This is a genomic window from Bradyrhizobium sp. NBAIM01 (genome assembly GCF_020194115.1).
GTDB classification, from domain to species: domain Bacteria; phylum Pseudomonadota; class Alphaproteobacteria; order Rhizobiales; family Xanthobacteraceae; genus Bradyrhizobium; species Bradyrhizobium yuanmingense.
The window spans coordinates 25,726-50,074 of the sequence record NZ_JADYVU010000023.1 but is presented as its reverse complement, the minus strand read 5'-3'; the positions used below and the strand labels follow the sequence as shown (position 1 = coordinate 50,074).

General features: G+C 62.7%; 20 protein-coding genes. 4 read left to right on the top strand and 16 right to left on the bottom strand.

Features of this window, described 5'->3' with window-relative positions:
• Positions 1–7: 7 nt before the first annotated feature.
• The 3 genes from I6F31_RS34930 to I6F31_RS34920 are packed head-to-tail and all read right to left on the bottom strand — an operon-like array spanning position 8 to position 4,373.
• A complete protein-coding gene (locus tag I6F31_RS34930) occupies positions 8–958 on the bottom strand; it encodes an ABC transporter permease (RefSeq protein ID WP_225186933.1) in 951 nt (316 codons plus the stop codon).
• Between the two features lie 59 nt (positions 959–1,017).
• Positions 1,018–2,685: a peptide ABC transporter substrate-binding protein gene (locus tag I6F31_RS34925; RefSeq protein ID WP_225186932.1), complete on the bottom strand. Its 1,668-nt coding sequence runs from the start codon at positions 2,683–2,685 to the stop codon at positions 1,018–1,020.
• Between the two features lie 11 nt (positions 2,686–2,696).
• Positions 2,697–4,373, bottom strand: coding sequence for an ABC transporter ATP-binding protein (locus I6F31_RS34920; RefSeq protein ID WP_225186941.1), 1,677 nt, complete (start codon positions 4,371–4,373; stop codon positions 2,697–2,699).
• Positions 4,374–5,031: 658 nt separating this feature from the next.
• On the opposite strand from I6F31_RS34920, the gene I6F31_RS34915 reads away from it, so the two are divergent.
• Both I6F31_RS34915 and I6F31_RS34910 read left to right on the top strand, forming a co-directional pair.
• A complete protein-coding gene (locus tag I6F31_RS34915) occupies positions 5,032–6,357 on the top strand; it encodes an FAD-binding oxidoreductase (protein WP_225173905.1) in 1,326 nt (441 codons plus the stop codon).
• Positions 6,358–6,470: 113 nt separating this feature from the next.
• Positions 6,471–6,947 carry an Lrp/AsnC family transcriptional regulator gene (locus I6F31_RS34910; protein WP_027544593.1) on the top strand — a complete coding sequence of 159 codons (477 nt, stop codon included), beginning with the start codon at positions 6,471–6,473 and terminating at the stop codon, positions 6,945–6,947.
• A gap of 16 nt (positions 6,948–6,963) precedes the next feature.
• Here I6F31_RS34910 and I6F31_RS34905 read toward each other — a convergent pair whose 3' ends face one another.
• Positions 6,964–8,340, bottom strand: coding sequence for an aspartate aminotransferase family protein (locus tag I6F31_RS34905; protein WP_225114740.1), 1,377 nt, complete (start codon positions 8,338–8,340; stop codon positions 6,964–6,966).
• Positions 8,341–8,683: 343 nt separating this feature from the next.
• Between I6F31_RS34905 and I6F31_RS34900 the strand changes: the two genes are divergently transcribed.
• A complete protein-coding gene (locus tag I6F31_RS34900) occupies positions 8,684–9,373 on the top strand; it encodes a haloacid dehalogenase type II (RefSeq protein WP_036025117.1) in 690 nt (229 codons plus the stop codon).
• Positions 9,374–9,503: 130 nt separating this feature from the next.
• Here I6F31_RS34900 and I6F31_RS34895 read toward each other — a convergent pair whose 3' ends face one another.
• From I6F31_RS34895 to I6F31_RS34885, 3 genes are all read right to left on the bottom strand, one after another.
• Positions 9,504–10,961, bottom strand: coding sequence for an NAD-dependent succinate-semialdehyde dehydrogenase (locus I6F31_RS34895; protein WP_225186931.1), 1,458 nt, complete (start codon positions 10,959–10,961; stop codon positions 9,504–9,506).
• Between the two features lie 206 nt (positions 10,962–11,167).
• Positions 11,168–11,524: a cupin domain-containing protein gene (locus tag I6F31_RS34890; RefSeq protein ID WP_027544597.1), complete on the bottom strand. Its 357-nt coding sequence runs from the start codon at positions 11,522–11,524 to the stop codon at positions 11,168–11,170.
• 13 nt (positions 11,525–11,537) lie between these two features.
• A complete protein-coding gene (locus I6F31_RS34885; RefSeq protein WP_225114742.1) occupies positions 11,538–12,461 on the bottom strand; it encodes a glyoxylate/hydroxypyruvate reductase A in 924 nt (307 codons plus the stop codon).
• 321 nt (positions 12,462–12,782) lie between these two features.
• Here I6F31_RS34885 and I6F31_RS34880 point away from each other — a divergent pair, with 321 nt between their 5' ends.
• Positions 12,783–13,658 carry a GNAT family N-acetyltransferase gene (locus I6F31_RS34880; protein WP_036008192.1) on the top strand — a complete coding sequence of 292 codons (876 nt, stop codon included), beginning with the start codon at positions 12,783–12,785 and terminating at the stop codon, positions 13,656–13,658.
• A gap of 814 nt (positions 13,659–14,472) precedes the next feature.
• Here the strand turns inward: I6F31_RS34880 and I6F31_RS34875 are convergent.
• From I6F31_RS34875 to I6F31_RS34835, 9 genes are all read right to left on the bottom strand, one after another.
• Positions 14,473–15,585, bottom strand: coding sequence for a branched-chain amino acid ABC transporter permease (locus I6F31_RS34875; RefSeq protein ID WP_225186930.1), 1,113 nt, complete (start codon positions 15,583–15,585; stop codon positions 14,473–14,475).
• Entirely contained in the window at positions 15,582–16,448 is an 867-nt protein-coding gene (locus I6F31_RS34870) for a branched-chain amino acid ABC transporter permease (protein WP_225186929.1), read from the bottom strand. Before I6F31_RS34870 ends, I6F31_RS34875 begins: the two co-directional genes overlap by 4 nt.
• Positions 16,449–16,455: 7 nt before the next feature.
• The gene (locus I6F31_RS34865; RefSeq protein WP_225133282.1) at positions 16,456–17,160 is read right to left on the bottom strand and encodes an ABC transporter ATP-binding protein; all 705 of its coding nucleotides are present in this window, start codon (positions 17,158–17,160) and stop codon (positions 16,456–16,458) included.
• Positions 17,157–17,870, bottom strand: coding sequence for an ABC transporter ATP-binding protein (locus I6F31_RS34860; protein WP_225186928.1), 714 nt, complete (start codon positions 17,868–17,870; stop codon positions 17,157–17,159). The genes I6F31_RS34865 and I6F31_RS34860 overlap by 4 nt, the downstream gene beginning before the upstream one ends.
• Positions 17,871–17,953: 83 nt before the next feature.
• Complete coding sequence (locus tag I6F31_RS34855) at positions 17,954–19,279, bottom strand: ABC transporter substrate-binding protein (RefSeq protein ID WP_225133284.1); 1,326 nt, start codon at positions 19,277–19,279, stop codon at positions 17,954–17,956.
• 82 nt (positions 19,280–19,361) lie between these two features.
• A complete protein-coding gene (locus tag I6F31_RS34850; protein WP_225186927.1) occupies positions 19,362–21,155 on the bottom strand; it encodes an FAD-dependent monooxygenase in 1,794 nt (597 codons plus the stop codon).
• Between the two features lie 32 nt (positions 21,156–21,187).
• The gene (locus I6F31_RS34845) at positions 21,188–22,090 is read right to left on the bottom strand and encodes an intradiol ring-cleavage dioxygenase (RefSeq protein ID WP_225186926.1); all 903 of its coding nucleotides are present in this window, start codon (positions 22,088–22,090) and stop codon (positions 21,188–21,190) included.
• Between the two features lie 24 nt (positions 22,091–22,114).
• Positions 22,115–23,239, bottom strand: coding sequence for a maleylacetate reductase (locus tag I6F31_RS34840; RefSeq protein ID WP_225186925.1), 1,125 nt, complete (start codon positions 23,237–23,239; stop codon positions 22,115–22,117).
• A 167-nt stretch (positions 23,240–23,406) separates the two neighbouring features.
• Positions 23,407–24,294 carry an AraC family transcriptional regulator gene (locus tag I6F31_RS34835; RefSeq protein WP_225186924.1) on the bottom strand — a complete coding sequence of 296 codons (888 nt, stop codon included), beginning with the start codon at positions 24,292–24,294 and terminating at the stop codon, positions 23,407–23,409.
• Positions 24,295–24,349 lie beyond the last annotated feature (55 nt).

The window sequence follows — 24,349 nt, the reverse complement described above, 5'->3', positions numbered from 1 at the left end:
GGCGGGCTCAGCCCAGACGAATGCGCGGGTCGACGGTAGCGATGACGATGTCTGCGATCAGGTTGCCCAACACGACCAGGATGGCCGAGAATATCAACAGTCCCATCACCATCGGATAGTCACTGTAGCCGAGGCTGTCGAGAAACAGCCGCCCCATTCCCGGCCAGGTGAAGACAGTCTCGGTCACGAGTGCGCCGGTCAGAACGCTGGGCAATTGCATCCCGGCCAGGGTGATCATCGGCAACAGCGCATTGCCGACGACGTGCTTGAGCAGGATGCGTCGTTCGCTCACGCCCTTGGCGCGGGCGGTCTTAACGAAATCCTGACTTAGCGCATCGAGCGTCGCCGTGCGCATGTAGCGGCTCCAGATCGCGACATGAACCAGCGACAGCACCAGGCTCGGAAGGATCAGATGATGCAGATAGTCCAGCACCGAGCCGTCGCCGATCGTGTACATATTGCCTGCAGGAACCCAACCGAGCTTCAGCGTAAAGATGTAGATGCCGATGAGGCCGAACCAGAAGGTCGGGACCGACAGTGCCACCATGGCACCCACCGTCGCGCAGTAGTCGAATAGGGAATAGCGGTGGGTAGCACCTCGGATGCCGATCCAGGTGCCGGCTGCGATCGCCAATGCCGTGGACGTGCCCATCAGCAGCAGCGTCGCCAACAGATGTCGACCGATCACCGCCAGCACCGCAGAGCCATCGCGGAAGGAGTGTCCCCAGTCGCCCCGGATCAGTCGCCAGGCCCAATCGAGATACTGAAGCCACAGCGGCCGGTTCAGCCCAAGCTGCGCTGCGAGGCGCTCGACGTCCTTCTGGGTCATGCCGGGATCGAGCCCGAATTGCGCGAGAGGACCGCCAGGCATGAGGTTGAGAACCGTGAAGCCGATGATCGAGACGATCACCAGCAGCACGACGCTCTGCAACAGACGATTGAGCAGAAAGGCGGACATTCGAGCCCTCCGTTAGCTTGACAGCGCTGCCGCCGGCTTACAGCTCCGGCGGCAAGAGATCAGCTTGCCCAGTACCAGGCCAGCGCGTTCCAGGATTCCGTGCGCGTATTGCCGTTCGGCACGAAGCCGTTGATGCCTTTCTTGAGACCTTCGACCGCATTGCTCTGGTACAACGGCAGGAATGGCAGGTCGCGACGGACAAGTTCCTGGACGCGAGCGTAGATCGCGCGCCGGGCTTCAGGATCGAAGGTGCGCGCGCCCTTGTCCAGCAGAGCATCGACTTCCGGATTTGCATATTGCGCATTGTTCGAGCCGCGGCCGCCCTTCGCACCGATCGAACGCGAGTGCAGGCGGTTGGTGACGTCAGGATCGGCGCCGATCAGATACGAGCTGCCGACGATCACGGAATCGAACTGCGATTGCATCCAGAACTCGCCCCACATCACGGCAGCGGGCAGGTTCGATATCTTCATCTCGACGCCCAGCTGCGCAAAGGTCTGCTGCAGGAACTGCTGCACCTGCTCGCGGAGCGGATCGCCGGAGGTGGTCGAATTGGTGAAGGACAGACGAACACCGTTCTTGGCCCGAATGCCGCCCGCTCCAGGAGCCCAGCCGGCCTGATCGAGGATCTTGCGCGCGCGATTCAGGTCGAACTGGTGCAGGGGCAGACTGGCATTGAAATAGAAGGACTGCCGCGGCATAAAGGTCTCCGTCGGCGTTGGCACTCCGTAGTAGAGCCCCTGGATGATCGCCTCCTTGTCGATCGCGGCATAAAGCGCCTCGCGGACCGCAAGCTCCTTGAACTGCGGGCGCTCGAGGTTCAGGTAGAAGGATTCGAACGAGGCCCTAGGGACCAGCGTCACCACGCGGTTCGGCAGGGTCTTGGCTTCACCATAGTGATCGGGAGTGATGTAGGGCTGGCCGACCAGATCGATGTCCCCGCTCTTGAACTGGGTGTAGAGGACGGTGAGATCGGGAATGTATTTGAAGACCAGCCGCTCGATATGAGGGCCTTCACCGAAGTATTCGGTATTGGCCACGAGCTCGAGATGATCACCGGCGACCCGCTTGCCCCACTTGAAGGCGCCGGTGCCGACCGGCGCCTGGTTGAAGGCGGTGCTGTTCGGGTTGGCCTCCTTCTCCAGGATGTGCTTGGGCACGATGAAGGTTTCGGTCAGGAACGACAAATACGGCGCAAAGGCCTCTTCCATTCGCCACGAGATCTCGGTGGGCGAGACCACCGTGATGTCCCGCACGAGAGCATGGCCGGACGTACGCCAACTCCTGAAGCTGGGGTTCGTGATCAGTTCGAGCGTGAACTTCACGTCCTCGGCGCTGAAAGGCTTGCCGTCATGCCAGCGGACATCATCACGCAAACGAATGCGCCATTTGAGACCGTCTTCCGAAATGCCGCCGTTCTTCTGGTTCGGCACTTCCAATGCAAGGTTGGGCTGAATGACGCCCTGGGGATCGATGCGGAAGAGCGCGTCGAAAACCGAAAAATGTACACCATCGTCGACTTCAATGTGCGCCATCAGCGGATTGAAGACGGTCGGCTCCTGTCCAAGTCCGACGATCACGCGGCCGGTCGGCTTTGCCGGAGAGGTGCGCGCGAACGCCGGCTTGCCCAAGAGATTGGGCGCGAAGATGCCGGCGGCTCCGCCAATTGCCACCATGCGCAGGGCATCGCGCCGCGAGTAGTTCGATGTCGCAGAACGCTCGGTCATAACGTCTCTCCTTAGCTGTGGTGTCCGACGTGGCTTTCATCTTCAGGCATGCTCCCGAGCTGCTCGCCGGGGATCGCTGCCACCAGTTCTCGCGTGTAGCTGGATTTCGGGTTGAGGAAGATCTGGGACGGCGGCCCCCGTTCAACGATCTGTCCTCGATGCATGACGGCAATTTCATCGCAGATCTGGCTTGCGACGCGCAGATCATGGGTGATGAAGATCATCGAGACGCCCGTCTCGCGTTGAATCTGATCCAGCAGCCTCAAGATCTGGGCCTGGATCGATACGTCGAGCGCAGAGACCGCTTCGTCGGCGACCAGCAGCTTCGGCTTGAACATCAGCGCCCGCGCGATGCCGATGCGCTGGCGCTGCCCGCCGGAGAACTCGTGGGGATAGCGGTCGAAGGCTCCTGAATCGAGGCCGACATGGGACAGAAGCTCCCGCGCCCGCTCGGCAGCCTCGCTGTATGGCACCCCATGCGCAACGGGACCGACCGTGAGAATATGCCCGACCGTCGATCGCGGATTCAGCGAGGCAAAGGGATCCTGGAAGATCATCTGGATCCTGGGCCGCAGCGATCGAAACTCGGCCTCGGAAAGCCCGGCAATGTCACGCCCTTCGAACAGAATCGAGCCGCTGTCGCACTCCATGAGCTTGATCAGCAGCCGACCGAGCGACGACTTGCCCGAACCGCTCTCCCCGACGACGCCGAGCGTGCGGCCCGACGTGAGGTCGAAACTGACCCCATTGACCGCAGGCACGATGCGTTGCGTGCGCAAAAGCGCGCTGCCGCTGCGATAGGTTTTTGCGAGGCATTCAACCTTGAGAATGGCAACTGGGTCACCAGCTTCCAAGGGCACACGGTTTTTGCCGGTCAGGTGCGGGACGGCTGCGATCAGTCGGCGCGTATAGAGGTGGCTTGGCGACTTCAGCACCTGCTCGGCACTGCCCTGCTCCACGCAATGGCCTTTCTCCATCACCACAACGTAATCGGCGATCTCAGCCACGACGCCGAAATCGTGGGTGATGAACATGACGCTCATCCCCTTGCGGCGCTGAATGTCGCGGATCAATTTGAGGATCTGCGCCTGGGTCGTCACGTCCAGGGCGGTGGTCGGCTCGTCTGCAATCAGGATCGCGGGCTCGAGAGCCAGAGCCATGGCGATCATCACGCGCTGCCGCTGTCCACCCGAAAGCCGGAATGGATATTGATGATACATAAGCTGCGGATCGGGCAGACCCACTTCAATCAACAGATCAATCGCCCTGCTGCGACGGGAGGCCGGCGTTCCGACGTCGTGCGCAGCCATCACCTCTTCGATCTGCGCGCCCACGGTCATCAGCGGGTTGAGCGCCGAGAGAGGGTCTTGAAAGATCATTGAAACGATGCGGCCGCGCAGGCTGCGGAGCTTGTCGGGCGAGAGGCCCACCATGTTCTCCCCATCCAGGTGGATCGCACCCGAAGAGACCCGGATCGCTTTCGGTAGAAGCCCCATGATCGCATTCGCGGTGACCGACTTGCCCGATCCGGATTCCCCGATGATACAGAGAATCTGCCCGCGTTTCAGATCGAAGGAGATATTCTCGACGGCGTAGGCTCGCTCCATTCCTTCCGGCAGACTCACGGTCAGCTCGCGCACCGACAGCGCGACATCGACGGGGCTTGCCACCTGGATGCCAGAGGCCATGAAAGCATCCTCCTTTTTCAAGCCGGTGCCGTCATCTTGCTGCGGCCGGCGCCTTCGGCTCCTTGCGCCTCCACGCTCCTTGGACAGGTCGATAATTCGCCGCTCAACTTGCCATTCCTTCGTTGGAGGCTGCGACATGATTCAGGCCTCTTCGCGCAAGAAGCAAGAGCTGTTGCTTAGAGCGCAGCACCGACCTAATTGGCCAGCTCGATCGAAGCGAAGCTCAGTTGGCATCCACGTCATGGCTTGATCGCTTCCGCGAAGGCCTGCTCCTGGACAAGGCTCATGCAAGTTGCCTCTTTGGACTTCGACCATCGATCGGTTGGTTCTGCCGATCTTGACGATGTCGATCACCGCAGAGTCGCCGAAAGCCGGCATCGAAGCAGCAGGAACTTCTGAAAACGAAGTCCGATTTGGCATTTCAGTCTGCGCTGCTAGACCCGCCGTGGCGCCCAGCCAGGAGGGAGCGCAATGGATCGCGCGAGCGCGTGCGTCTGGCTGGCCGCCTGCAAGCTGCGATGCAAGCAAAGTATTTTCGCAATAATAGCCTGTGTCAAAGGCAGCAAACCGCAGGATATTCGGTCTCACGGCGAAAGTCCGTGAGGGCTGCGGCAATTCCTCGGTTACGCTACGGCAACCACCGGAGATCCCCAATCCGATGAGCGCGCCGCTCCTGCATATCGAATCCAATCCATCCCTACCTCGTGAGGCAGACGTCGTTGTGATCGGCGGCGGCGTCGTGGGCGTGTTCACAAGCTACTATCTCGCCCGCCGCGGCTTCAAGGTTGCTTTGCTTGAAAAGGGCCGCGTCGCCGCCGAGCAGTCCAGCCGCAACTGGGGATGGTGCCGCCAACAGAACCGCGATGCGCGCGAGTTACCGCTTGCGACCAAGAGCCTGGATCTCTGGGAAAGGGTTGCCGGAGAGACCGGTGAAGATACGGGTTTTCGCCGCTGTGGGCTTTTGTATCTGTCGAACGACGACAATGAGCTGGCCGGCTGGGCAAAGTGGCGAGACTTTGCCAGGACCGTCGGGGTCACGACGCACATGCTGAGTGCGGAAGAAGCGAGCGAGAGAGGCAGGGCGACCGGTCGCAAGTGGAAGGGCGGCGTCTTCTCGCCGACAGACGGCACGGCAGATACTTCAAAGGCCGTGCCCGTCGCCGCGCGCGGCATCATGGCGGCGGGTGGCAGCGTGCACCAGCTTTGCGCGGCTCGTGGCATAGAGCTCACTGCCGGCCGCGTCAGCGGAGTGGTGACGGAAGCGGGCACGATCCGGACGAAGACGGCGGTCATGGCAGGAGGTGCATGGGCGTCCTCGTTCTGCAACCAGCTGGGAATTCGCTTCCCGCAGGCATCCGTTCGCCAGTCTATTCTCGCCGTGGCCCCTGGCGCCGCCGGCCTTCCTGATGCCCTTTACACCGGGCTCGTCTCGCTCACGCGGCGCGGCAATGGCGGATACACGCTCGCAATCAGCGGGCGCGCGCGAGTCGATCCGACGCCGCAGCAATTCAGGTTCGGCCGCGAATTCCTGCCCATGTTCGCCCGCCGCTGGCGAAGTCTCAGCCCTGGGGCTTTCGAGGGCCTGCGGCACGGCCATGAATCCCTGGCGAAATGGGGGCTCGATGAGGTGACCCCGATGGAGCTGAACCGGACGCTCGATCCTCGCCCTGACATGAGGCAGATTCGGGCGACACATCGACGAGCTTGCAAGCTCGTGCCGGAACTTGAGCGCGTCGAAATCTCAAACGTCTGGGCCGGCTACATCGACAGCACGCCGGACGGCATTCCAGCAATCGGTGAAGTTGAGTCCATTCCAGGGTTCATCCTTGCGGCGGGATTCAGCGGCCACGGTTTTGGAATTGGCCCAGGCGCGGGTCATATGATCGCCGACATCATCACGGGTGATCCGCCGATCGTCGACCCGCGCCCCTACAGGCCGGCGCGGCTGAAAAAGAGCGCCTGGGGCAAGGTCAGCGAGTTCTGAATTGCAGCTTCCGCCTCGGTGGGAAAAGACGCTGGTTGATGCTATGACAATGCATATGACGCTGAAGTCTCAAAGCCCTCACGCCGTTGTCGGCCCCATCTGATGGCACTGCTATGAAGCTCGATAAGATCGACATCAGGATTTTATGCGAACTGCAGAAGAACGGGCGGATCTCCAACGTCGAGCTCGCAGAGCTGATCAACCTTTCCCCGAGTCCGTGCCTGATGCGCGTCAAGAGGCTCCAGACGGAGGGCTTCATCACTGGCTACTCCGCCCAGATCGATGTTGCCAAGCTCGGACAAACTCTAACCGTCTTCGCTGAAATCACCCTGAAGAATCACCGGCAGATCGATTTCGCGCGCTTTCTCACGACCATTGAAAAGATCGATTCCGTCGTCGAATGCCACCTCGTTTCGGGCGGGTACGACTATCTCGTCAAGTTCATCACGGCGGGTATCAGCGAATACCAGGCCGTCATGGAACGGCTGGTCGAGATGGATATCGGCATCGACAAGTATTTCAGTTTTGTCGTGCTGAAGTCCCCGATCGTGAAATCCCATCTGCCGCTGGAAAGCATATTCAACGGTTGACAAACAGGCGCAGCGATTATCCTCTCATCGCTGCGCGCACGTCCCTATCTTCCAGCGTCTGGTCCAGCGTAGTCCTTGTCCGCTCGATGATGCCGTCGATGTCCGCATCCGTGCAGCAGAGCGGCGGCGCATAGCCGAGCACGCCCTGGGCAAAGGCGCGGATGACGAGACCGTTGTCCCATGCGCGGTCGAAAATACGGCGCGCTGGATCGGCTTCCGCCGGCAGCGGCGTCTTGCGCTCCTTGTCAGTGACGAGCTCAATCGCAGCCAGCATGCCGCGACCGCGGACATCGCCGACGAGCGGATGATCCGCCAGCGCGCGAAGGCCTTCCATGAGACGGCATCCCGCCTTCCGGCCGTTTTCCAGCAAGCCGTTTTCGTAAAGATCAAGGCACGCAAGCCCGACAGCTGCGCTGACGGGATGTGCCGAATAGGTGTAGCCGTGGCCGATGGCAGCCTTGCCGGCGCCATCAGCGATCGTGTTGTAGACGCGGTCGGACATCAGAACGGCCCCCATCGGCACATAGCCCGAGGTAAGCCCTTTTGCCGTTGTCATGAGATCCGGCACGACGTCGTCCTCTTCACAGGCGAACAACGGACCGACACGGCCAAAGCCGGTGATGACCTCATCGGCAACGAACAGAATGTCGTGCTCCTTGCAAACAGCGTGCATCGCTTTCATCCAGGACGGCGGCGGAACGAGGACGCCTCCGGACCCCTGTATCGGCTCGACATAGAAGGCCGCGACGCGTTCGGCGCCGAGCTCGGCGATCTTGGCGCGCAGAGCCGCGACCGACGCCGCAATGATCGCCTGGGGATGCGAACCGACGGGGTTCCGATAGGCGTAGTGCGAGGGAATTTTGTGCTGCCAGCTGTATGGCACTCCAAATCCCGCATGAAAAGCCGGCAGCGCGGTCAGGCCAGATCCTGCCGTCGACGATCCATGGTAACCAGATTCGACGGAAATGAACTGGTCCTTCTGCGGCCTACCCTTGGCATGATAATAGTAGCGGATGAACCGGATCGTGCTGTCGACGGCGTCGGAGCCGCCCAAGGTGAAATAGACATGGTTCAGATCGCCAGGCGCCAATTCAGCCAGTCTGGCGGCCAGCCGGATGGCCGGGTCGGAGCCCAATCCGAAATAACCCGTCGCATAGGGAAGTTCGCGCAACTGCCTGGTGGCCGCTTCGACGATGCTGTCCTGCCCATAGCCGGCATTGACACACCACAGGCCGGCGAAGCCGTCCAGCAATTGACGACCCGAGACATCGGTCAGCGTCGCGCCTTTCCCTGACTTCAGCACGCGGACGCCAGTCGCCTCGTGGCTGCGATAGGATGAGACCGGATGAATCAGATGCGCGCGATCGAGTTCAACCAGCGAGTTGCTCAACATGTTGTCCTCCAGATCAACCGCACGCTTGTGCGGCACTCCCAATGTCTTCGGAGCTCAACGTAAGACGCCCGGAACAGCAGTTGCTCCCAGGCATGACATGGACGGAAGGCGTTTTGACTTTGATTGACGATCGACGCGGCATCTTGTGCCGGCATCGGCCTGTGCCTGGCATTGGCGCTCAACTCGGAGGCGCCTTTTCACACAACTCTCTGCCACGGCGCCGATCCGATACGACACAATCTGCTCTCCGTCGCCGCGACAGCGGTGCTTTATCCGGTCCTCTGCTCGCTATGATCCCTGTCGTACCGGACCGCGGTGCGTGAGGACCGAAAAGGATCGAGCGATGGCAACGTTTAGACCGAAATACATCACCTTCGACTGTTACGGCACGCTGACCAATTTCGACATGGCCGGCGCGGCAAGGAGGGTCTACGGCTCTCAACTTTCTGCCACGACGATGGCAAGCTTCATCAAGGATTTCGCTGCCTATCGCCTGGACGAAGTTCTTGGCGCGTGGAAGCCGTACTTCGAGGTCGTGCACAATTCAGTAGAGCGCGCTTGCAAGCGCAACGGTATCGTATTTCGGCCGGAGGATGCCCAGCGCATCAATGAAGAGATCCACACGTGGGGTCCACATCCGGACGTCCCGGCGGGTCTGGCCAAGGTTGCCAGGGAGATTCCGCTGGTCATCTTGTCGAACTCCATGAAGAACCTCATCATGTCCAACGTGGACAAGCTCGGCGCTCCCTTCCACACGGTCATCACGGCCGAGGAGACTGGCGCCTACAAGCCGCACATGAAAGGCTTCGAATACATGTTCGACAAGCTGGGCTGCGGCCCGGAAGATATCACTCACGTCTCCTCCTCGTTCCGCTACGATCTGATGACCGCCTACGATCTGGGCATCAAGAGCAAGGTCTGGGTGAACCGCGGTCACGAGCCCGCGAACCCCTTCTATGAATACACCGAGGTGGCTGACATCGGAGGGCTTGCCGCAGCAGTCGGCCTGGAGCCCCTGCGCAAGAGCGCGTGAGCGCAGTTCCCTCAGGTTCTCTCGTTGCGCTTCAGTTCTTCAAAAGCTTCAATCGAGATCGGTGCGCCGTGAAGCAAAAAAGGGGGCGGTTCGACCGCCCCCCTTTTTTTTGCTTCAGATATTGGGCCGCTCAGTCCAGGCCGCCGACGTGGAGCGCCTTGGTCTCGAGATATTCTTCTATCCCGAGTTGAGATCCCTCGCGTCCTAGGCCCGACTGTTTGACACCGCCGAAAGGCGCCACCTCGGTCGAGATCAGGCCGGTGTTCAAGCCGACCATGCCGAACTCGAGCGCCTCGGCAACACGCCAGGAGCGCTTGAGGTTTTCCGTGTAGAAATAGGCGGCAAGGCCAAAAGGCGTGCCGTTGGCGATCGCAATCGCCTCGTCCTCGGTCTCAAAGCGGAAAAGCGGTGCGACCGGCCCGAAGGTCTCTTCCGAAGCCAGGAGCATCTCAGTTGTTGCGCCGCCGAGCACGAGAGGGCGGGCATATTGCCGACCTTCCGGCACCGCCTCACTCTCCGAGATGATCTTTGCGCCCTTATCCAGGGCGTCCGTGACATGCCGCTTGATCTTATCGATCGCCGCGCTGTTGATCATCGGCCCGATTGCGACCCCCTCTTCCGTCCCGGCACCGACCTTCATTTTTGCAACCCGGCTGGCGAGCTTCTGGGCGAAGGCGTCGTAGATGCCAGCTTGCACCAGGATGCGATTGCAGCAGACGCACGTTTGCCCGCCATTGCGGAATTTTGACGCAATCGCTCCCTCGACCGCCCGGTCGATATCGGCATCGTCAAAGACGATGAACGGCGCGTTGCCGCCGAGCTCGAGGCTGAGCCGCTTGATGTTGTCGGCGGCGCCCCTCATCAGCAAAGCGCCGACGCGTGTCGATCCGGTGAACGAGATCTTGCGGACGGTTTCATTGGCCATCAGCTCCGCGCCGATGTCCGCCGGCATGCCCGTCACGATGTTGATCACGCCCGCCGGGATTCCGGCCCGCTCAGCCAGGACAGCGATGGCGAGAGCTGAAAAAGGCGTAAACTCAGATGGCTTGATGAGCACTGTGCAGCCCGCAGCAAGTGCTGGTGCCACCTTGCGGGTTATCATCGCGTTGGGGAAATTCCAGGGCGTGATGATCCCGCAGACGCCGACCGGTTCTTTCAGCACCAGAATGCGGCGATCGACGCTGGGCGCCGGGATTGTCGATCCGTTGATGCGGCGGGCCTCTTCGGCAAACCATTTGACGAAGGATGCCCCGTAACGGATCTCTCCGAGAGATTCAGCAAGCGGCTTGCCCTGTTCCAGCGTGAGCAGAAGAGCCAAATCCTGCTCATGGTGCCGCATGAGCTCATACCAGCGCTCCAGCAGCGCAGCACGCTCTGCATGAGCCCGGGTCTTCCAGTGCTTGAACGCGGCGGCCGCCGCGTCGATTGCTGCCCTGGTCTCGTCTCGGCCCATATCCGGGATCGTGCCAAGCACTTTCTGGCTGGCAGGATCAATGACATCAACGGTGGCTCTCGTGCTCGCGTCCCGCCAGTTGCCGCCGATCAGCGCATGCTGGCGAAACAGATCCTTGTCCTTCAATGCAATCATGGGCTTGTTCCTTGGTTTCGGGCCCGACCTCACCATCACTGCCTGGATTTGCGCGTGGCGAGACGAAGCCGTCTCATGCGAGCAGTACAGAACCGCACGCCGCATTTTTCCTTGAGAATGAAGTGTCTGGCCGCGTTGAATCTGGTCAGGCGCGGTCTCGGAGGTCGAATATTCTGAGGGCCGCTAGTGCAGCCCTCAGCATCGTCTCAATCATAATGACAGACGTAGATCTTTCGCACGGTCTCGATCGTGCGCCAGACGCCAACGAAGCCGGGTTTCATCACAAAGCTGTCGCCGGCGCGGTACCTCCTGGTCTCACCACCCTTTTCCTCGATCTCGATGAGACCCGAGAGAATGTGACAGAACTCGAACGTGGTGCCCTTGATGGAATGAGTCTCGCCGGGTGTCGCTTCCCAGACGCCGGTCAGCACCTTCTCGCCTTTCGAGGCGTCCTGTGCCCAGGTCTTGAACGATGGATTGCCGGAGATGAGCCGTTCCGGAGCAGGCAAGGCGTTCTTCGGTGCGAAGTCCGGATTGGTGTCAATGGTGACCAGAAGGGACATGGCTTTTTTCCTGTTAGTAACCGAGTGTTCGATCGACAAGGCCGATCGGATTTCGTCCAGCGCGGTGGCGCCGGATGTTCTCTATGACCGATTGTGCCGCCGTATGCGGTTGGGTCACGGATGCGATATGCGGCGTGATGATCACCTTCGGATGGGACCAGAGTAGATGGCCGTCCGGCAGCGGCTCGGGATCGGTGACGTCAAGCATGGCGGCTGCAAGGTGCCCGCTGTCGAGCGCCTCGATGAGTGCGCCCTGGTCGAGCTGCGGGCCGCGGCCGACGTGGAGCAGCCTCGCTCCCGCTGGCAAAAGCGAGAAGAGCCTTGCGTTCAGGATGCCGCTTGTTTGCTCCGTCAGGGGAAGAAGACAGACGAGGATATTCGTTCCTCGCAGGAAGTCACCAAGCTGGTCGTCCCCATGAAAGCAGGCGACTCCCTCGACAGTTTTTTCGCTGCGGCTCCACGCGGCGATGGGAAACTGGAACGGCTTCAGGCGGTCGATTGCAGCTTGCGCCAGCATGCCAAGCCCCAGGAAGCCAATACGGCGGTCGGTCGCCTGGGACGTTGGAAGCGCTTGCCAAACGCCCCTTCTCTGCTGCCCTTGGTAGGCCAGCATCTCGCGATGCAGCGTCAGCACACCAAGGACGACGTATTCCTGCATCATGCGTATGATGCCATCCTCGACCATGCGCACGAGCTTCACGTGGCCAGGTATGGTCTCCGGATTGAACTGATCGACGCCGGCGCCGATGGAAAAGAGCAGCTCCAGATTACAGAAGCGCCAGACATCGTCTGGCACGTTCCAGGTCAGCAGGTACCGTATCTTTTCCGGATCGATAGCTTCGCTGCAATGGTAAAATTCCAGGTCAGGGAGCTCACACGCAAAAGCCTCCCGGAAGACTGCGCCCCTGGCAGCATCAGAATTGAAAAGAAATGCCATCGATGCACGTCTCCGCCTCGCTCGGTATGTCGACGACGTCGGGAAAAGCGACTAGCCTTGCAAGACTTTCGCGGGGATTCACGGCGATCCGGTCTGCCTCCACGATTTTTGCCGAACACCGAGAGGATAGCTGCGAGCCGGAGCTTTCCCTGCCGAATTACGTTGCAAGACAGGCCGAAGATTTCGAAAAGAGGGCCCAAACAGGGGAAACCTGCTGGCTTTCCGTGCGATAGTGGGCGAAATAAGCCCGCTACCCTGGCGGAAAAGAAAAGGCGCGATGTGCGAAAGATTGGCATCCCGCGAAGGAACGGACGAGTCGAGATGGGACGAACGGTACGTGTGAAGTCCTTTGAGCTGGCCGCGAAGGACATCAACGACGTTGATGTGACGCTGCTCCACGCACTCTCGACCGGGGTTGGCTGGCCGCATCGACCCAAGGATTGGGATTTTTTGCGCCGCGCAGGTCACGGCATCGTAGCCGTTGATGGCATAGGACGCGTCTTCGGCAGCGCGATGTGGTTCCCATATGGCCGCGAATTCGCGACCATTGGCCTGGTGATCACATCGCCCCGAACCCAGGCGCAGGGTACCGGCCGTTGGCTCATGGAGCAGGTGTTCGAGCGGTGTGGCGACCGGACTCTAAGCCTCAATTCGACCGATGCCGCGTATCATCTGTATCTTTCCCTGGGCTTCACGAAGGAAGCCACCGTCTATCAGTGGCAGGGAGAGGCCGTGTCACCACCTCCGCCAGTGCCGGCGCTCGACGGCGAATTGAGCCCGCTCACCGGGAATATCCAAGAGATCACAGCACTGGATGAACGCGCGTTCGGGACCAGTCGTCAGAGGCTGCTTGCATTGCTTTCTGAAGGTGCGTCAATCTGCGTCCTGCGTCGTGGCGGTGAGACCGTCGGTTATTCCATGAAGCGCGAATTCGGGCGCGGTCATGTGATCGGCCCTATCGTCGCCAGCAATGATTGTGACGCGATCCATCTTACGGCCGTGCATCTCAAGGATCTCGCCGGAAAGTTCGCCCGCGTTGATACGCGGGAGCAGACGGGTCTGTTTGCGGATTTTCTTCAACAGAGCCGCCTCGGAATGAACGATACAGTCACTACCATGTCCAAGGGACGGCGATTCCTGAACCGAAAGGGAAACGAGCCGTGGGTTTACGGGCTGGCCGGTCACGCGTTGAGCTGAGGCTGTGAAGCGAACTGCTAACAGTCCAGCTCGTGCTTCACGGGAGGGACAGAGCGAGAGGGAGAACACGTCCCGCCCAAAATAGCGGATCTATCCAGATGCTCCTCGAAGCGTGGCGCTCGCCTTCCCGGACGACTGGTCGAGGCAGGCCGCGGCCCCGCTCCTAGTTATGCGCCAAAGCGGTGCTGCTAGGTCGATCCTTCCTCTACGGATTTGCCGCAAGGGGCTGTGGCATCCAAGGCCCTGGCTATCCTTTTCGAAGAGATCGACAGAACGCTGGCGCTCATCGGCTGTCCCGCAGCTTCTCGATCGAACGAGTTATTCATCGCACCGTCTGCGCTCTTGCCGATTACGCAGAGCCGCTCGAGCACGTCCGTTTTCCTCGCCAGAGTGTCCTAATCTACGACGCTCATGTAATCCGCCTGTACTGCGCGACCCTCGCGCTGTATCTCATGCTGCGAATGTGCAGTGAGGGACAGAGCCAAACGGGTGTGTGACTTAGTCTCGACCACAGAGAGGGTCGATCAAGCCAAGCTTCCAACCGAAACGTCCGTTCTGCGCGAGGTCTGGCCAAGTCTTTGAAAAGCTTGGTGGGCGCACCAGGGCTCGAACCTGGGACCCGCTGATTAAGAGACACGCTCCTGGCCTTGATTTCTCAAGAGAATTTCCAACTGAGCCAATATCCGATCATTGGAGATCAATGGCTTACAGCGAAACATCCAACTGCAAAGGCGCATGGACGCCAGAGCGCCTCCTTGCCAAAGATGGACTGGCGGCGCTTCTGAATGGACGAAGCGACCCGGCACAAGGTTGGTCATAATCGCACTGGACCGGACTCGCTGCGGCCGAGCCGGCGCTGGGTCGGGAACAGTTGCAATTGCCACCGTCGAGCTGCCGCGCCCCACACGCCGTTGGGCATGAACAGCATGATCAGGATGGCGAGCGTGCCGAGCACGACCAGATAGAGACTGCCATACTGGGCAAGATAGGTGACGAGTCCCCACAGCAGGAGCACGCCGACCATCGGACCTTCGATGGTGCGCACCCCGCCGATCACAACGATGAAGATGACATAAGCGGTCCAATCGGTGACGCTGAAGGCCGCATCAGGCGAAATACGCGCCTTCTGCAAATAAACCACGGCGCCGACCATGCCGGTGGCGAACGCGACCGCGATCCACAGCACATGGCGAGTCAGCGCGGTGCGGACGCCGACGCTGCGCGCCGCCGCTGCGTTGTCACGGCTTGCGGCCAGCGCAAGGCCGTGGTGCGAGCGCATGAAGGCGTAGATGCCGAGCGTGACCAGCACGGCGAGCAGCAGCGCCAGCCAGTAAACCAGCACGTCACGCGCGGCCGCCGGGCGCAGGCCAAGCAGCGCCTGCACCGTCTTCAGCCCGACCATCTGCGACAGTTCGCCCGGCGAGATCGACATCCCGGTGCCACCACCGAGCGACTTGAACTGGGCGCAGATCAGCCGCAACGCTTCGGCGGCGACCCAGCTGCCGATCGCGAAATATGGCCCTTCCAGCCGGAACAGCAGCGGCCCGAGCACCGCCGCGACCAGCGCCGCGAACAGTCCGGCCAGCGGGATCGCCGCAACCGGATCGAGCCCGGCCATCACGATGCCGGCAAACAGCGCATAGGCGCCGAGCCCGACAAACGCCTGCTGCCCGACGGATACCAGCCCGCCCCACCCGGCCAGCACGTTCCAGAGCTGTGCCAAGGTCAGCATGGTGAAGACGAAGATCAGATCCTGGATCAGGTTGCGCGAGGCGATCGCGGGCAGCGCGGCCAGCGCGACGATCAGCGCGATGCCGGCCACGGCCGCGACGCGCGACAGCCGTGTGCCGACCCGAACCTGCCACACCGGCGCGTCCGCCGGGCGCTGCTCGCGGCTTGCCGGGATATCGATGCTTGCGACACTCATGTCCGCCTCGCCGGGAACAGGCCGCGCGGCCGCACCATCAGCACGGCAAGGAAGGCGAGATGGCCAACCAGGATCTGCCATTCCGGATTGATCCGCCCTCCGATCGCCTGCGCGAGCCCGAGCACGATGCCGCCCGCCAGCGTCCCCCACAGGCTGCCGAGCCCGCCGATGATCACCGCCTCGAATGCGTAGAGCAGCCGCGCCGGTCCGATCGACGGATCAAAGCTGGCGCGGATACCGAGCACAACGGCAGCGATCACCGACACTGCGAGCGACAGCCCGACCGCGATGGCGTAGACGTTGCGCTCGTTGACGCCCATCAACTGCGCGATCGCGGGGTTATCCGCAGTGGCGCGGAATGCGCGGCCGAGCGACGTGCGATAAAAGATGAGCTGGAGCAGCGCGACGGCGGCAACCGCCGTCACCAGTGCGGTCAGCGGCGCCAGCCCGACGCTGAGGCCGGGAGCGAGCGCCACCGACGAGGATTCGAAGGCGCCTGCCTGCAGCCGGCGGCTGTCGGCGCCGTAGCCGAGCAGCAGTCCGTTCTGGATCACGACCGACAGGCCGAAGGTGACGAGCAGCGGCGGCAGGATGTCGTCGCCGAGCACCCGCTCCAACACCAGCCGCTGCAGCACGAAGCCGAGCACGAACATCGTGATGACGACCAGCAGGGATGCGGCCGCAAGCGGCAGACCGAGCGCGGTGGTGGCGCTGAGCACCAGATAGGCGGCAAGCAGGATCAGGTCGCCATGCGCCAGATTGACCAGGCGCATGATGCCGAAGATCAGCGACAGGCCAAGCGCGAACAGCGCATAGACGCCGCCGAGCAGCACGCCTTCGATGATGGTGTCGAACCCGCTCATCGCTCCCTCATGCTCCGAAATAGGCCGCGCGGATCGTGTCCTGATCGATATCCCTTGGCCGTCCGCTCAGCGTCACCCGTCCCTCCTGCAAACAGTAGAAACGATCCGAAGCCCGCAATGCGCGGGCGATGTCCTGCTCGACCAGCACGACGGCGGTACCGCCAGAGCGGATCTGCGGCAGCATGCGGTAGATGTCCTCCACCACGATCGGCGCGAGGCCGAGGCTAATCTCGTCGCACAGCAGGACCCGTGGGTTGGACATCAGCGCGCGGCCGATCGCCACCATCTGCTGCTGCCCGCCCGACAGCGCGGTGACGGCACCGCGCCGCCGCTCCTTCAGCACCGGGAACATGCGGTAGACCGCGGCGAGATCCCACGGCGTGCTGCGTTCGCCGCCATAGGCGCCGATCAAGAGGTTCTCCTCGACGCTGAGCGAGGGAAACAGCTGGCGGCCCTCCGGCACCAGCGCGAGGCCGAGCCGGACGATGCTGGCGGCGGACGCATCGCCGATCCCCCGTCCCTCGAGGCGGATCGCATCGGGACGGTTCTTCACCAGCCCCGCCAGCGATTTCAGCATGGTCGACTTGCCGGCACCGTTGGCGCCGATCACGGCGACCGCCTCGCCCTCGTTCAGCTCGAAGTCGATGCCGAACAGCGCCTGGAAGTCGCCGTAGAACGCGTCGAGGGCCGTGACATTGAGCAGCGCGGTCATGCCGGCACGCCCATATAGATGGTCTCCACCTCGCGCGAGCGCATCACCTCGACTGGTGCGCCCTGGGCGACGACCTTGCCAAAGTTCAAGACGACCAGCCGCTGCACCACCGCGAGCAGCGCATGCACCACGTGCTCGACCCAGATGATGCCGATGCCTTCGTCATGGATGGTGCGGATGGTCTCGACCAGTTCGTGGCACTCGGCATCGGTGAGGCCGCCCGCGATCTCGTCGAGCAACAGCGTGCGCGGCCGGGTGGCGAGCGCCCGCGCGAGTTCGAGCCGCTTGCGATCGAGCAGCGGCAGGCTGCCCGCGAGCCGATTGGCTTTGGCTTCGAGGCCGGTCAGATCGAGCATGCGGCCGCAATGCTGGATCGCATCCGCCTCCGACAGGCCGCCGCCGAACAGCGCGGCGACCGCAAGGTTCTCGAACACCGAGAGATGATCGAAAGGTTGCGGGATCTGGAACGAGCGCCCGATGCCGGCGCGACAGCGCGCCTCGGGTGAGAGACCCGTGATGTCGGCGCCATCGAGAACGATGCGGCCGGCATCAGGCCGCAGCAGCCCGGTGATCAGGTTGAACAGCGTCGATTTGCCGGCGCCGTTCGGCCCGATCACGCCCAGCGCCTCGCCGGAGGACAGCGTCAGGTCGATCGCCTCGGCAACGACGATGGCGCCGAACCGTTTCGAGATGGCATGAAGTTCGAGCATGGTCGCCCATATCTAGTTTCGGCGGAGAGGAGATGCGCAGCAACGCCACGCATCTTCCGCCTTCGATGAGCAGCTGGGTTGCGCTAACTCAGCGCCTGCATGTCGCCGCCGAGCGGAATCTGCGGCGCCAGCTTGTTGTCCGTGATCACCATGTTGTACTTGTCGCCGCTGAGCCGCCACTGGCCGCCGACCAGCGGCGTCTTTGCGATGTTCTTCGCGGCGAATGGCGGCACCGCGCTGGAGCCGAAGGCGACCTGGCCCACGATCGTGTCGAGCTTGGTGGCGCCGATCGCCTTCGCGAGCGCCGCGCCATCCGCTGGGTCGCCGGAGCGCTTGATGGCGTCGACCGCGACCTCGAACAGCGAATGCACGAAGCCGATCGGCTGGGTCCATTGCTTGCCGGAGGCCTGCTCGTATCCCTTGGCGAGATCAGCGGCGCTGACGCCGCTGAGGCTCGATTTGTAGGGATGCGTCGGCGTCCACCACACCTCGGTTGAGATGTTGTTGCCGCCCTTGCCTAGCGCCTGCACCGACGCCGGGAACAGCAGCGCCTTGGCGACCGACACGACTTTCGGCTTCAGCCCTTTCTGTCGCGCCTGGTTCCAGAACGTGGTGAAGTCGGGCGGGATGATCACGCCGGTGACGATCTCGGCATCGGCACCACGAAACGCCGCGATCTGCGAGCTGAAATCGTCGGTGAGGTTCTGGAAGCGGCCGGGATCGGTGAGCTTGAAACCCTGCTTGGCCAATACGGGCGGGAAGCCGATGGTGGTGTCGCCCCAGGCGTTGCCGTCGGCATCGTTGGGGAACAGCGCGCCGACCGACTTGTTGGTCGCGACCTGGCTCCACATGCTGGTGAAGACGCCGATCACGTCCTCCAGCCCCCAGAAATAGTGGAAGGTGTATTCGAACGGCTTCCAGCTCCTGGGATCGCCCGGATTGGCCTGCCGGCCGATGAAGTTGGTCTGCCACGGCGCCACGCTGGAGATGCACGGCACCTGCTCGAGTTCGCACTGCGTCGCTACCGGATTGTTGGTCTCTGGCGTGGCGCCGACCACGATCAGCCCGACATTGTCACGCGTGATCAGCTCTTTTGCCACCTCAGCGGCGCGGTTCGGATTTGACTGGCTGTCCTTGGTCACCACCTCGACCGAGTAGGTCTGTGATCCGACCTTGACGCCATCCTTGATGAACTTCCTGAACTCGCCGAGCACGAAGTCGTCAGCTTCGGCAAAGGCCGCCAGCGGACCGCTCTTCGGCGAGACATAACCGATCTTGATCGGCTTGCTCGCCGCCCGCACCGCCGGCGCAAACAAAGTCGTCGAGCCTGCGGCGGCGAGCCCACCGGCGATGCCCTGCAGCACACGGCGGCGATCGAAAGATTTTATGTTCAATAGGTCCTTGGTCATTTTCCCCTCCCTTGAGGCACGCCGGTTTTTCAGGCCGGCTGCCGTTCATTCCGTTCTGGATCATTATCCGCGCAGCGTCGCATCACGCGGCGGCGACGGACTTCGCCTGCGCCTTCGCGCTACGGCCGAGGATCTGGCCGAACACGTCGAGCAGCACGTCGGGGGCATTCACTGCCGCCTCTCTGGCGCGCCAGGCGACGTACATGTCGGGCCGCACCAGCACGCAGCCGTCCTCGTCGACTTCGCTCTGGCGATACCAATCGGCATAGATGTCGAGCGCATCGCAGCCTTGCGGGCCGATGGTGACGACATCGACCGGCAGGCCGTAGGCCTTCTCGACTGCGGCAGAAGCCGACTTCCAGCCATCGCCCCCGATCCCGGTGAGCAGCGTGAAACGGCCCTTGCCGACAAGATCGAGCGTCGATTTGCGCTGGCCCTGATGCTCGACCCAGACATGCGGCAAGTGCGCGCCGGGCCAAGTGGTGGCCTGATGATAAAGTTCGTGATCGCGGCTGAAGGCCGGCATCGGCGTGCCGTCGGACACCACGGCGGTCGAGCTATAGCGCTGGTTCATCTCGACGCCGTGGCAGTTGAACTCGTAGCTCTTGATGGCGATGGCCTCATTGAGCTTCTTGCGGCGCGCCTTGCCCTCGGTGGTCGGCGCCTTGCGCGCGGCGATCGCCTTGCGCGCCTCAGTCGGATCGGTCGAGGCGACAAGTCCCACCGCCTCGAAGATCGGCGGGAACTCGCCGATGCTCTTGTTGGCGCGGGTCACGATCTGCTTGCCGACCGGCTGACGCTCGGCCGAGTAGGTCTCGAGCAGCGACGGCGCCGCATGGCCCTCGAGCACCAGCTTCAGCTTCCAGCACAAATTATAGGAGTCCTGGATCGAGGTGTTGGAGCCGAGGCCGTTGCTCGGCGGATGGCGGTGCACGGCATCGCCGGCGCAGAACACGCGGCCGACCGCATAGTGGCCGGCATACATCTCGTTCACGGTCCAGGTCGAGGTCGAGCGAACCTTGACCTCCAGCGTCTCGTCGCCGACGAGATTGCGCACGATCGAGATCGCCTCGTCATTGCTGAGCTTGCGCTCGCCCTGCTCGATGTCGTAGCCCCAGATGATCAGCCATTCGTTCCAGGGCCGCACCATGCGGATCAGGCCGGCGCCGATGCCGCCGATCTGCGCGCCCGGCTGCAGCACCCAATAGAGTACACTCGGCCTGTGCGCGACGTATTTGCTCAAGTCCGCCTGCACGATGATGTTCATGCTGCCGGCGCGGCCCATCTGCCCCTCCATCGGCAGCCCGATCACCTCGGCAACACGGCTGCGGCCGCCATCGGCGCCGATCAGATACTTCGCGCGGATCTGGTAGGTCTCGCCGGATAGCCGGTCCTTCACCGTTGCGGTGACGCCGTCGGCATCCTGCACCAGGTCGATAAACTCGGTGTTGAAGCACAGCGAAGTGCCGCGCTGGCCGGCGGCCTCGATCAGGATCGGCTCGAGCAAATTCTGCGGCAGGTCGCAGATCCGGGTCGGGCTGGCGAGATCGTAATCCGCCTTGCGCGAGGGATGATTGCCCCAGGAATAGAGTCGGCCGAACTCCTCGCCGGCAAGGCTTTCGCAGAACACGTTGTTGGCCATCAGATGCTGCGGCACCGCCTGCGCCACCGCCTTGTCCTCGAGGCCGAGATCGCGCAGCACCTCCATCGCACGCTGGTTGGTGATGTGGGCGCGCGGCGTGTCAGCCAGCCAGCCATATTTCGTCACCAAGATGTGCTTGACGCCGTACGTGCCGAGCAGCGCCGCCGCCGTCGCGCCGGCCGGGCCGCTGCCGACGACAAGCACGTCGGTCTCGATCGGTTTACTGGTCATCATTCTCTCCTTCGTCGTGTTGTCGGTTGCAATCGTCATTCCGTGGCCATCATCGGCCGGGGCACCAGCCCTGCGCCGGGCTTCATCTGGAAGTCGTAGGTCATCAGGTGCCACGGGCCGGAGACCCGCTCGCCGTTCGGCAGCGCTGCTTCGTTGCGCGGCTCGACGCACGCGATGAGCTCGTCCTTGACGCCGAACACCACGTCGCTGCGCAGGTATTGGTCGCCATCGAGGAAGACGTGGGTGATCAGCGGCTCGTAGCCTTCGGCCTTGACCAGGAAGTGCACATGCGCGGGGCGCATCGGATGACGCTGCGTGGCGGTGATGAGATCGCCGACCGGGCCGTCGGTCGGGATCGGATAGCTGCACGGCAAGATCGTGCGGAACGAGAAGCGGCCGTCGGCATCGGTGACGAAGCGCGCGCGCAGCGACGGACCGTGGGTCGCGTAATCGGCCTTCTGCGAATCGTAGAATCCGTCGTCGTCGGCATGCCAGACGTCGATCTCGGCACTCGCGAGCGGCTTGCCGGCGAGGTCGGTGACGCGGCTCTGCACGAACATCACCTCACCGTCGATGCCCTCGGAGATATCGCCACCGTGCGGCGTAACGCGGTGCTCGCCGACATAGAACGGGCCGAGCACCGTGGTCTCGGTCGCGCCCTCGCGCTCGCGGTGATTGACGGCGTCGACCAGCATCGAGACGCCGAGCACGTCGGAGAGCAGGATGAACTCCTGGCGCAGCGGCGTGCAGGTCTGGCCGGTGCGGGTCAGGAACTCGATCGCCTGATTCCATTCGGCGAAGGTGAGCTCGGTGCGGCGCACCAGATCGTGCAGCGATTTCACCGTCTCCTCGATGAGGAACTTCAGCCGCTCGTTCGGCGTGTTGGCGAAGCTGCGAACCACCTCGTCAGTGAGGTCATGCTCGATGAAATTGGCCATCGTGTTGTCCTTGATGCCTGAGGTTCAGTCCTGCGCGGGCGCATCGCCGCGCCAGGCTGCCGCGATCAATTGCTCGATCGGGGCGTGATCGATCGGCCTGGGGTTGGCATATGGGTTGCGCACTGCCGTCTCCGCGGCGCGTGCGATGCCGTCCTCGGGCATTCCGATGTCGGCGAGCGCGCGCGGCAGTGCGAGCTGCCGGGCAAGGTCAAACAGGCCCTGCGGAGCATTGGCGCTGTGCAGCGCCCGCGCGACGCGAGCCATGGCCTCAGGCGCGGCGGCGGCGTTGTAGGCAGCGGCGTGCGGCAGCACGATCGCGTGAGTTTCGGCATGCGGCAGGTTGAACATGCCGCCCAGCACATGGCAGAGCTTGTGGTGCAGCGACATGCCGACCGCGCCGAGGCAGACGCCGCAGAGCCAGGCGCCATAGAGCGCATCGCGACGGGCGCCGGGATCGGCGGGCGCCACCATGATGCGCGGCAGCGCGCGGGCGAGCGCGGCGATGCCATCTTCCGCCATCAGCGAGGTCAGAGGATTGGCGTCGGGCGCATAAAGCGCCTCGACGGCGTGGCCGATCGCGTTCAGGCCGCTGGCGGCGGAGATGTGCGGCGGCAGGCTGACGGTGAGATCGACGTCGTAGATGACGGTATCAGGCACCAGATCCTGGGATTGCTGCGTGGTCTTGATGCCGTTGCTGGTCTCGCCAAGAATCGGCGTCATCTCGGAGCCGGCATAGGTGGTCGGCAACGCGATATGCGGCAATCCCGTGCGCAGCGAGAGCGCCTTGCCGAGCCCGACCGTCGAGCCGCCGCCAATCGCGACCAGTCCGTCGATGTCGCGGGACTCCACAATCCGAAGCGCTTCGTTGGTGACTTCAACCGGCGTATGCATGCGAGCGCCGGAAAACAGTCCGGCGAGCCTGTCGCCGAGGCCTACGCCGAGCCGTCGCCCCACATCATGCTGCTCGCTTGTGGTCAGCACAAATGCCCGCTTGATGCCGAGGCGCGCTGCCTCCTCGCCGAGCCGCGCCGAGGTGCCGGTACCGAACAGGACGCGATATTGCTGCGAGCAATAGGCAAACGCGCCCTTGCCGGCATCACCGGCCGTCGCAACGGACGCGCCTCCGGCATCGGCCAGCGCGATGCTCATGGCAATCCTCCCAAGCCGGCGGACCGGCAATCTCATGTTGTTGGGAGGAAGCTAGGGGCGGGCTGGCGCGGCGGGCCTGCACGAAACCGAAGAAAATCTGCACAAAACCGGAAAAATAATGCAGGGCCGAATCGGGCCTTCGACCGCCGCGGCCGCGATCAGCAAACCTAGTGGCTGTGTCGGTATCGTCCGGGTGTTATGCCAGTAAAGCGGCGGAACATCCGCGTGAAATGCTCTTGATGGGAGAAGCCACAAGCCAGCGCGATCTCGGCCAGACTTAGGGTCTCGTCGGCAAGCAGCGCCCGGGCGCGCTCTATGCGCAAATTGAGCACGTATTGATAAGGCGAGACGCCGCTGGTCGCCTTGAAAAGCCGCACGAAATACTCGGTGCTGCGGCCGCACAGCTCCGCCAGCTGGTCGAGGCGGATATCGCTATCGATATTGGCATCAACGAATTCGCGAATGCGTGCCATCTGCCTAGCACTGAGCAGGTTCGGATGCTTGCCGGCCTCCACGCTCGGCTTGTGGAAGTTGATTGCCACGAAACGGTTGGCGATCGCCTGCGCGATCGGATCGACGAAGAGCGACGAGGCCGGCAGACCACCGGTGATGGTATCACCGATCGCCGAGGCAAGATGCTCCAGCACAGCGTCCTGATCGCCGAGCATCGGCGCAAGGCCGCCGATCACGCCGGGTGACCCGTCAGGGCCGGCGAAAAGGTCGGAGCGCAGATAGATATGGGTGGATTCCAGCGGTGCGCGCAGGAGCACGTTGCATGCATGGCCCGCCGGCAGGAAGAAAACGCCACCGCGCGGGATGTGCCGGGCAACCGACTTGCCGTCCATCACATACGTGATGTCGACCGGGCCGCCGCGATGCAGCACCATCAGATTGTCGGACAGTGCGTGAAAGTGCCCCTCAAACGGCCGTTCGCGCTGAACCGAGGCAAATGCGGACGACCAGCCGAGCCCTTCGCTCGAGCCGCGGAATTCGGCCTGGAAGCGGTTCAGGATCCCGTGCGTCTCCTGCACCCCAAAATTCGACGTCGCCTGCATCCGACAGACCAAGGGCTCGAGGCTTCGGTGCCGCGGAGTAAAACCCAATGGCCCT

Excerpts from the sequence above, each read along its gene's own strand:
- I6F31_RS34895 (WP_225186931.1), bottom strand. The coding sequence starts at position 10,961 with ATGATTGCATTGAAGGACAAGGATCTGTTTCGCCAGCATGCGCTGATC.
- I6F31_RS34865 (WP_225133282.1), bottom strand. The coding sequence starts at position 17,160 with ATGACCGCGCTGCTCAATGTCACGGCCCTCGACGCGTTCTACGGCGAC.
- I6F31_RS34925 (WP_225186932.1), bottom strand. The coding sequence starts at position 2,685 with ATGACCGAGCGTTCTGCGACATCGAACTACTCGCGGCGCGATGCCCTG.
- I6F31_RS34905 (WP_225114740.1), bottom strand. The coding sequence starts at position 8,340 with ATGTTGAGCAACTCGCTGGTTGAACTCGATCGCGCGCATCTGATTCAT.
- I6F31_RS34870 (WP_225186929.1), bottom strand. The coding sequence starts at position 16,448 with ATGAGCGGGTTCGACACCATCATCGAAGGCGTGCTGCTCGGCGGCGTC.
- I6F31_RS34930 (WP_225186933.1), bottom strand. The coding sequence starts at position 958 with ATGTCCGCCTTTCTGCTCAATCGTCTGTTGCAGAGCGTCGTGCTGCTG.
- I6F31_RS34855 (WP_225133284.1), bottom strand. The coding sequence starts at position 19,279 with ATGACCAAGGACCTATTGAACATAAAATCTTTCGATCGCCGCCGTGTG.
- I6F31_RS34885 (WP_225114742.1), bottom strand. The coding sequence starts at position 12,461 with ATGGCATTTCTTTTCAATTCTGATGCTGCCAGGGGCGCAGTCTTCCGG.
- I6F31_RS34890 (WP_027544597.1), bottom strand. The coding sequence starts at position 11,524 with ATGTCCCTTCTGGTCACCATTGACACCAATCCGGACTTCGCACCGAAG.
- I6F31_RS34845 (WP_225186926.1), bottom strand. The coding sequence starts at position 22,090 with ATGGCCAATTTCATCGAGCATGACCTCACTGACGAGGTGGTTCGCAGC.
- I6F31_RS34920 (WP_225186941.1), bottom strand. The coding sequence starts at position 4,373 with ATGGCCTCTGGCATCCAGGTGGCAAGCCCCGTCGATGTCGCGCTGTCG.
- I6F31_RS34840 (WP_225186925.1), bottom strand. The coding sequence starts at position 23,239 with ATGAGCATCGCGCTGGCCGATGCCGGAGGCGCGTCCGTTGCGACGGCC.
- I6F31_RS34910 (WP_027544593.1), top strand. The coding sequence starts at position 6,471 with ATGAAGCTCGATAAGATCGACATCAGGATTTTATGCGAACTGCAGAAG.
- I6F31_RS34880 (WP_036008192.1), top strand. The coding sequence starts at position 12,783 with ATGGGACGAACGGTACGTGTGAAGTCCTTTGAGCTGGCCGCGAAGGAC.
- I6F31_RS34860 (WP_225186928.1), bottom strand. The coding sequence starts at position 17,870 with ATGCTCGAACTTCATGCCATCTCGAAACGGTTCGGCGCCATCGTCGTT.
- I6F31_RS34875 (WP_225186930.1), bottom strand. The coding sequence starts at position 15,585 with ATGAGTGTCGCAAGCATCGATATCCCGGCAAGCCGCGAGCAGCGCCCG.
- I6F31_RS34900 (WP_036025117.1), top strand. The coding sequence starts at position 8,684 with ATGGCAACGTTTAGACCGAAATACATCACCTTCGACTGTTACGGCACG.
- I6F31_RS34915 (WP_225173905.1), top strand. The coding sequence starts at position 5,032 with ATGAGCGCGCCGCTCCTGCATATCGAATCCAATCCATCCCTACCTCGT.
- I6F31_RS34850 (WP_225186927.1), bottom strand. The coding sequence starts at position 21,155 with ATGATGACCAGTAAACCGATCGAGACCGACGTGCTTGTCGTCGGCAGC.
- I6F31_RS34835 (WP_225186924.1), bottom strand. The coding sequence starts at position 24,294 with ATGCAGGCGACGTCGAATTTTGGGGTGCAGGAGACGCACGGGATCCTG.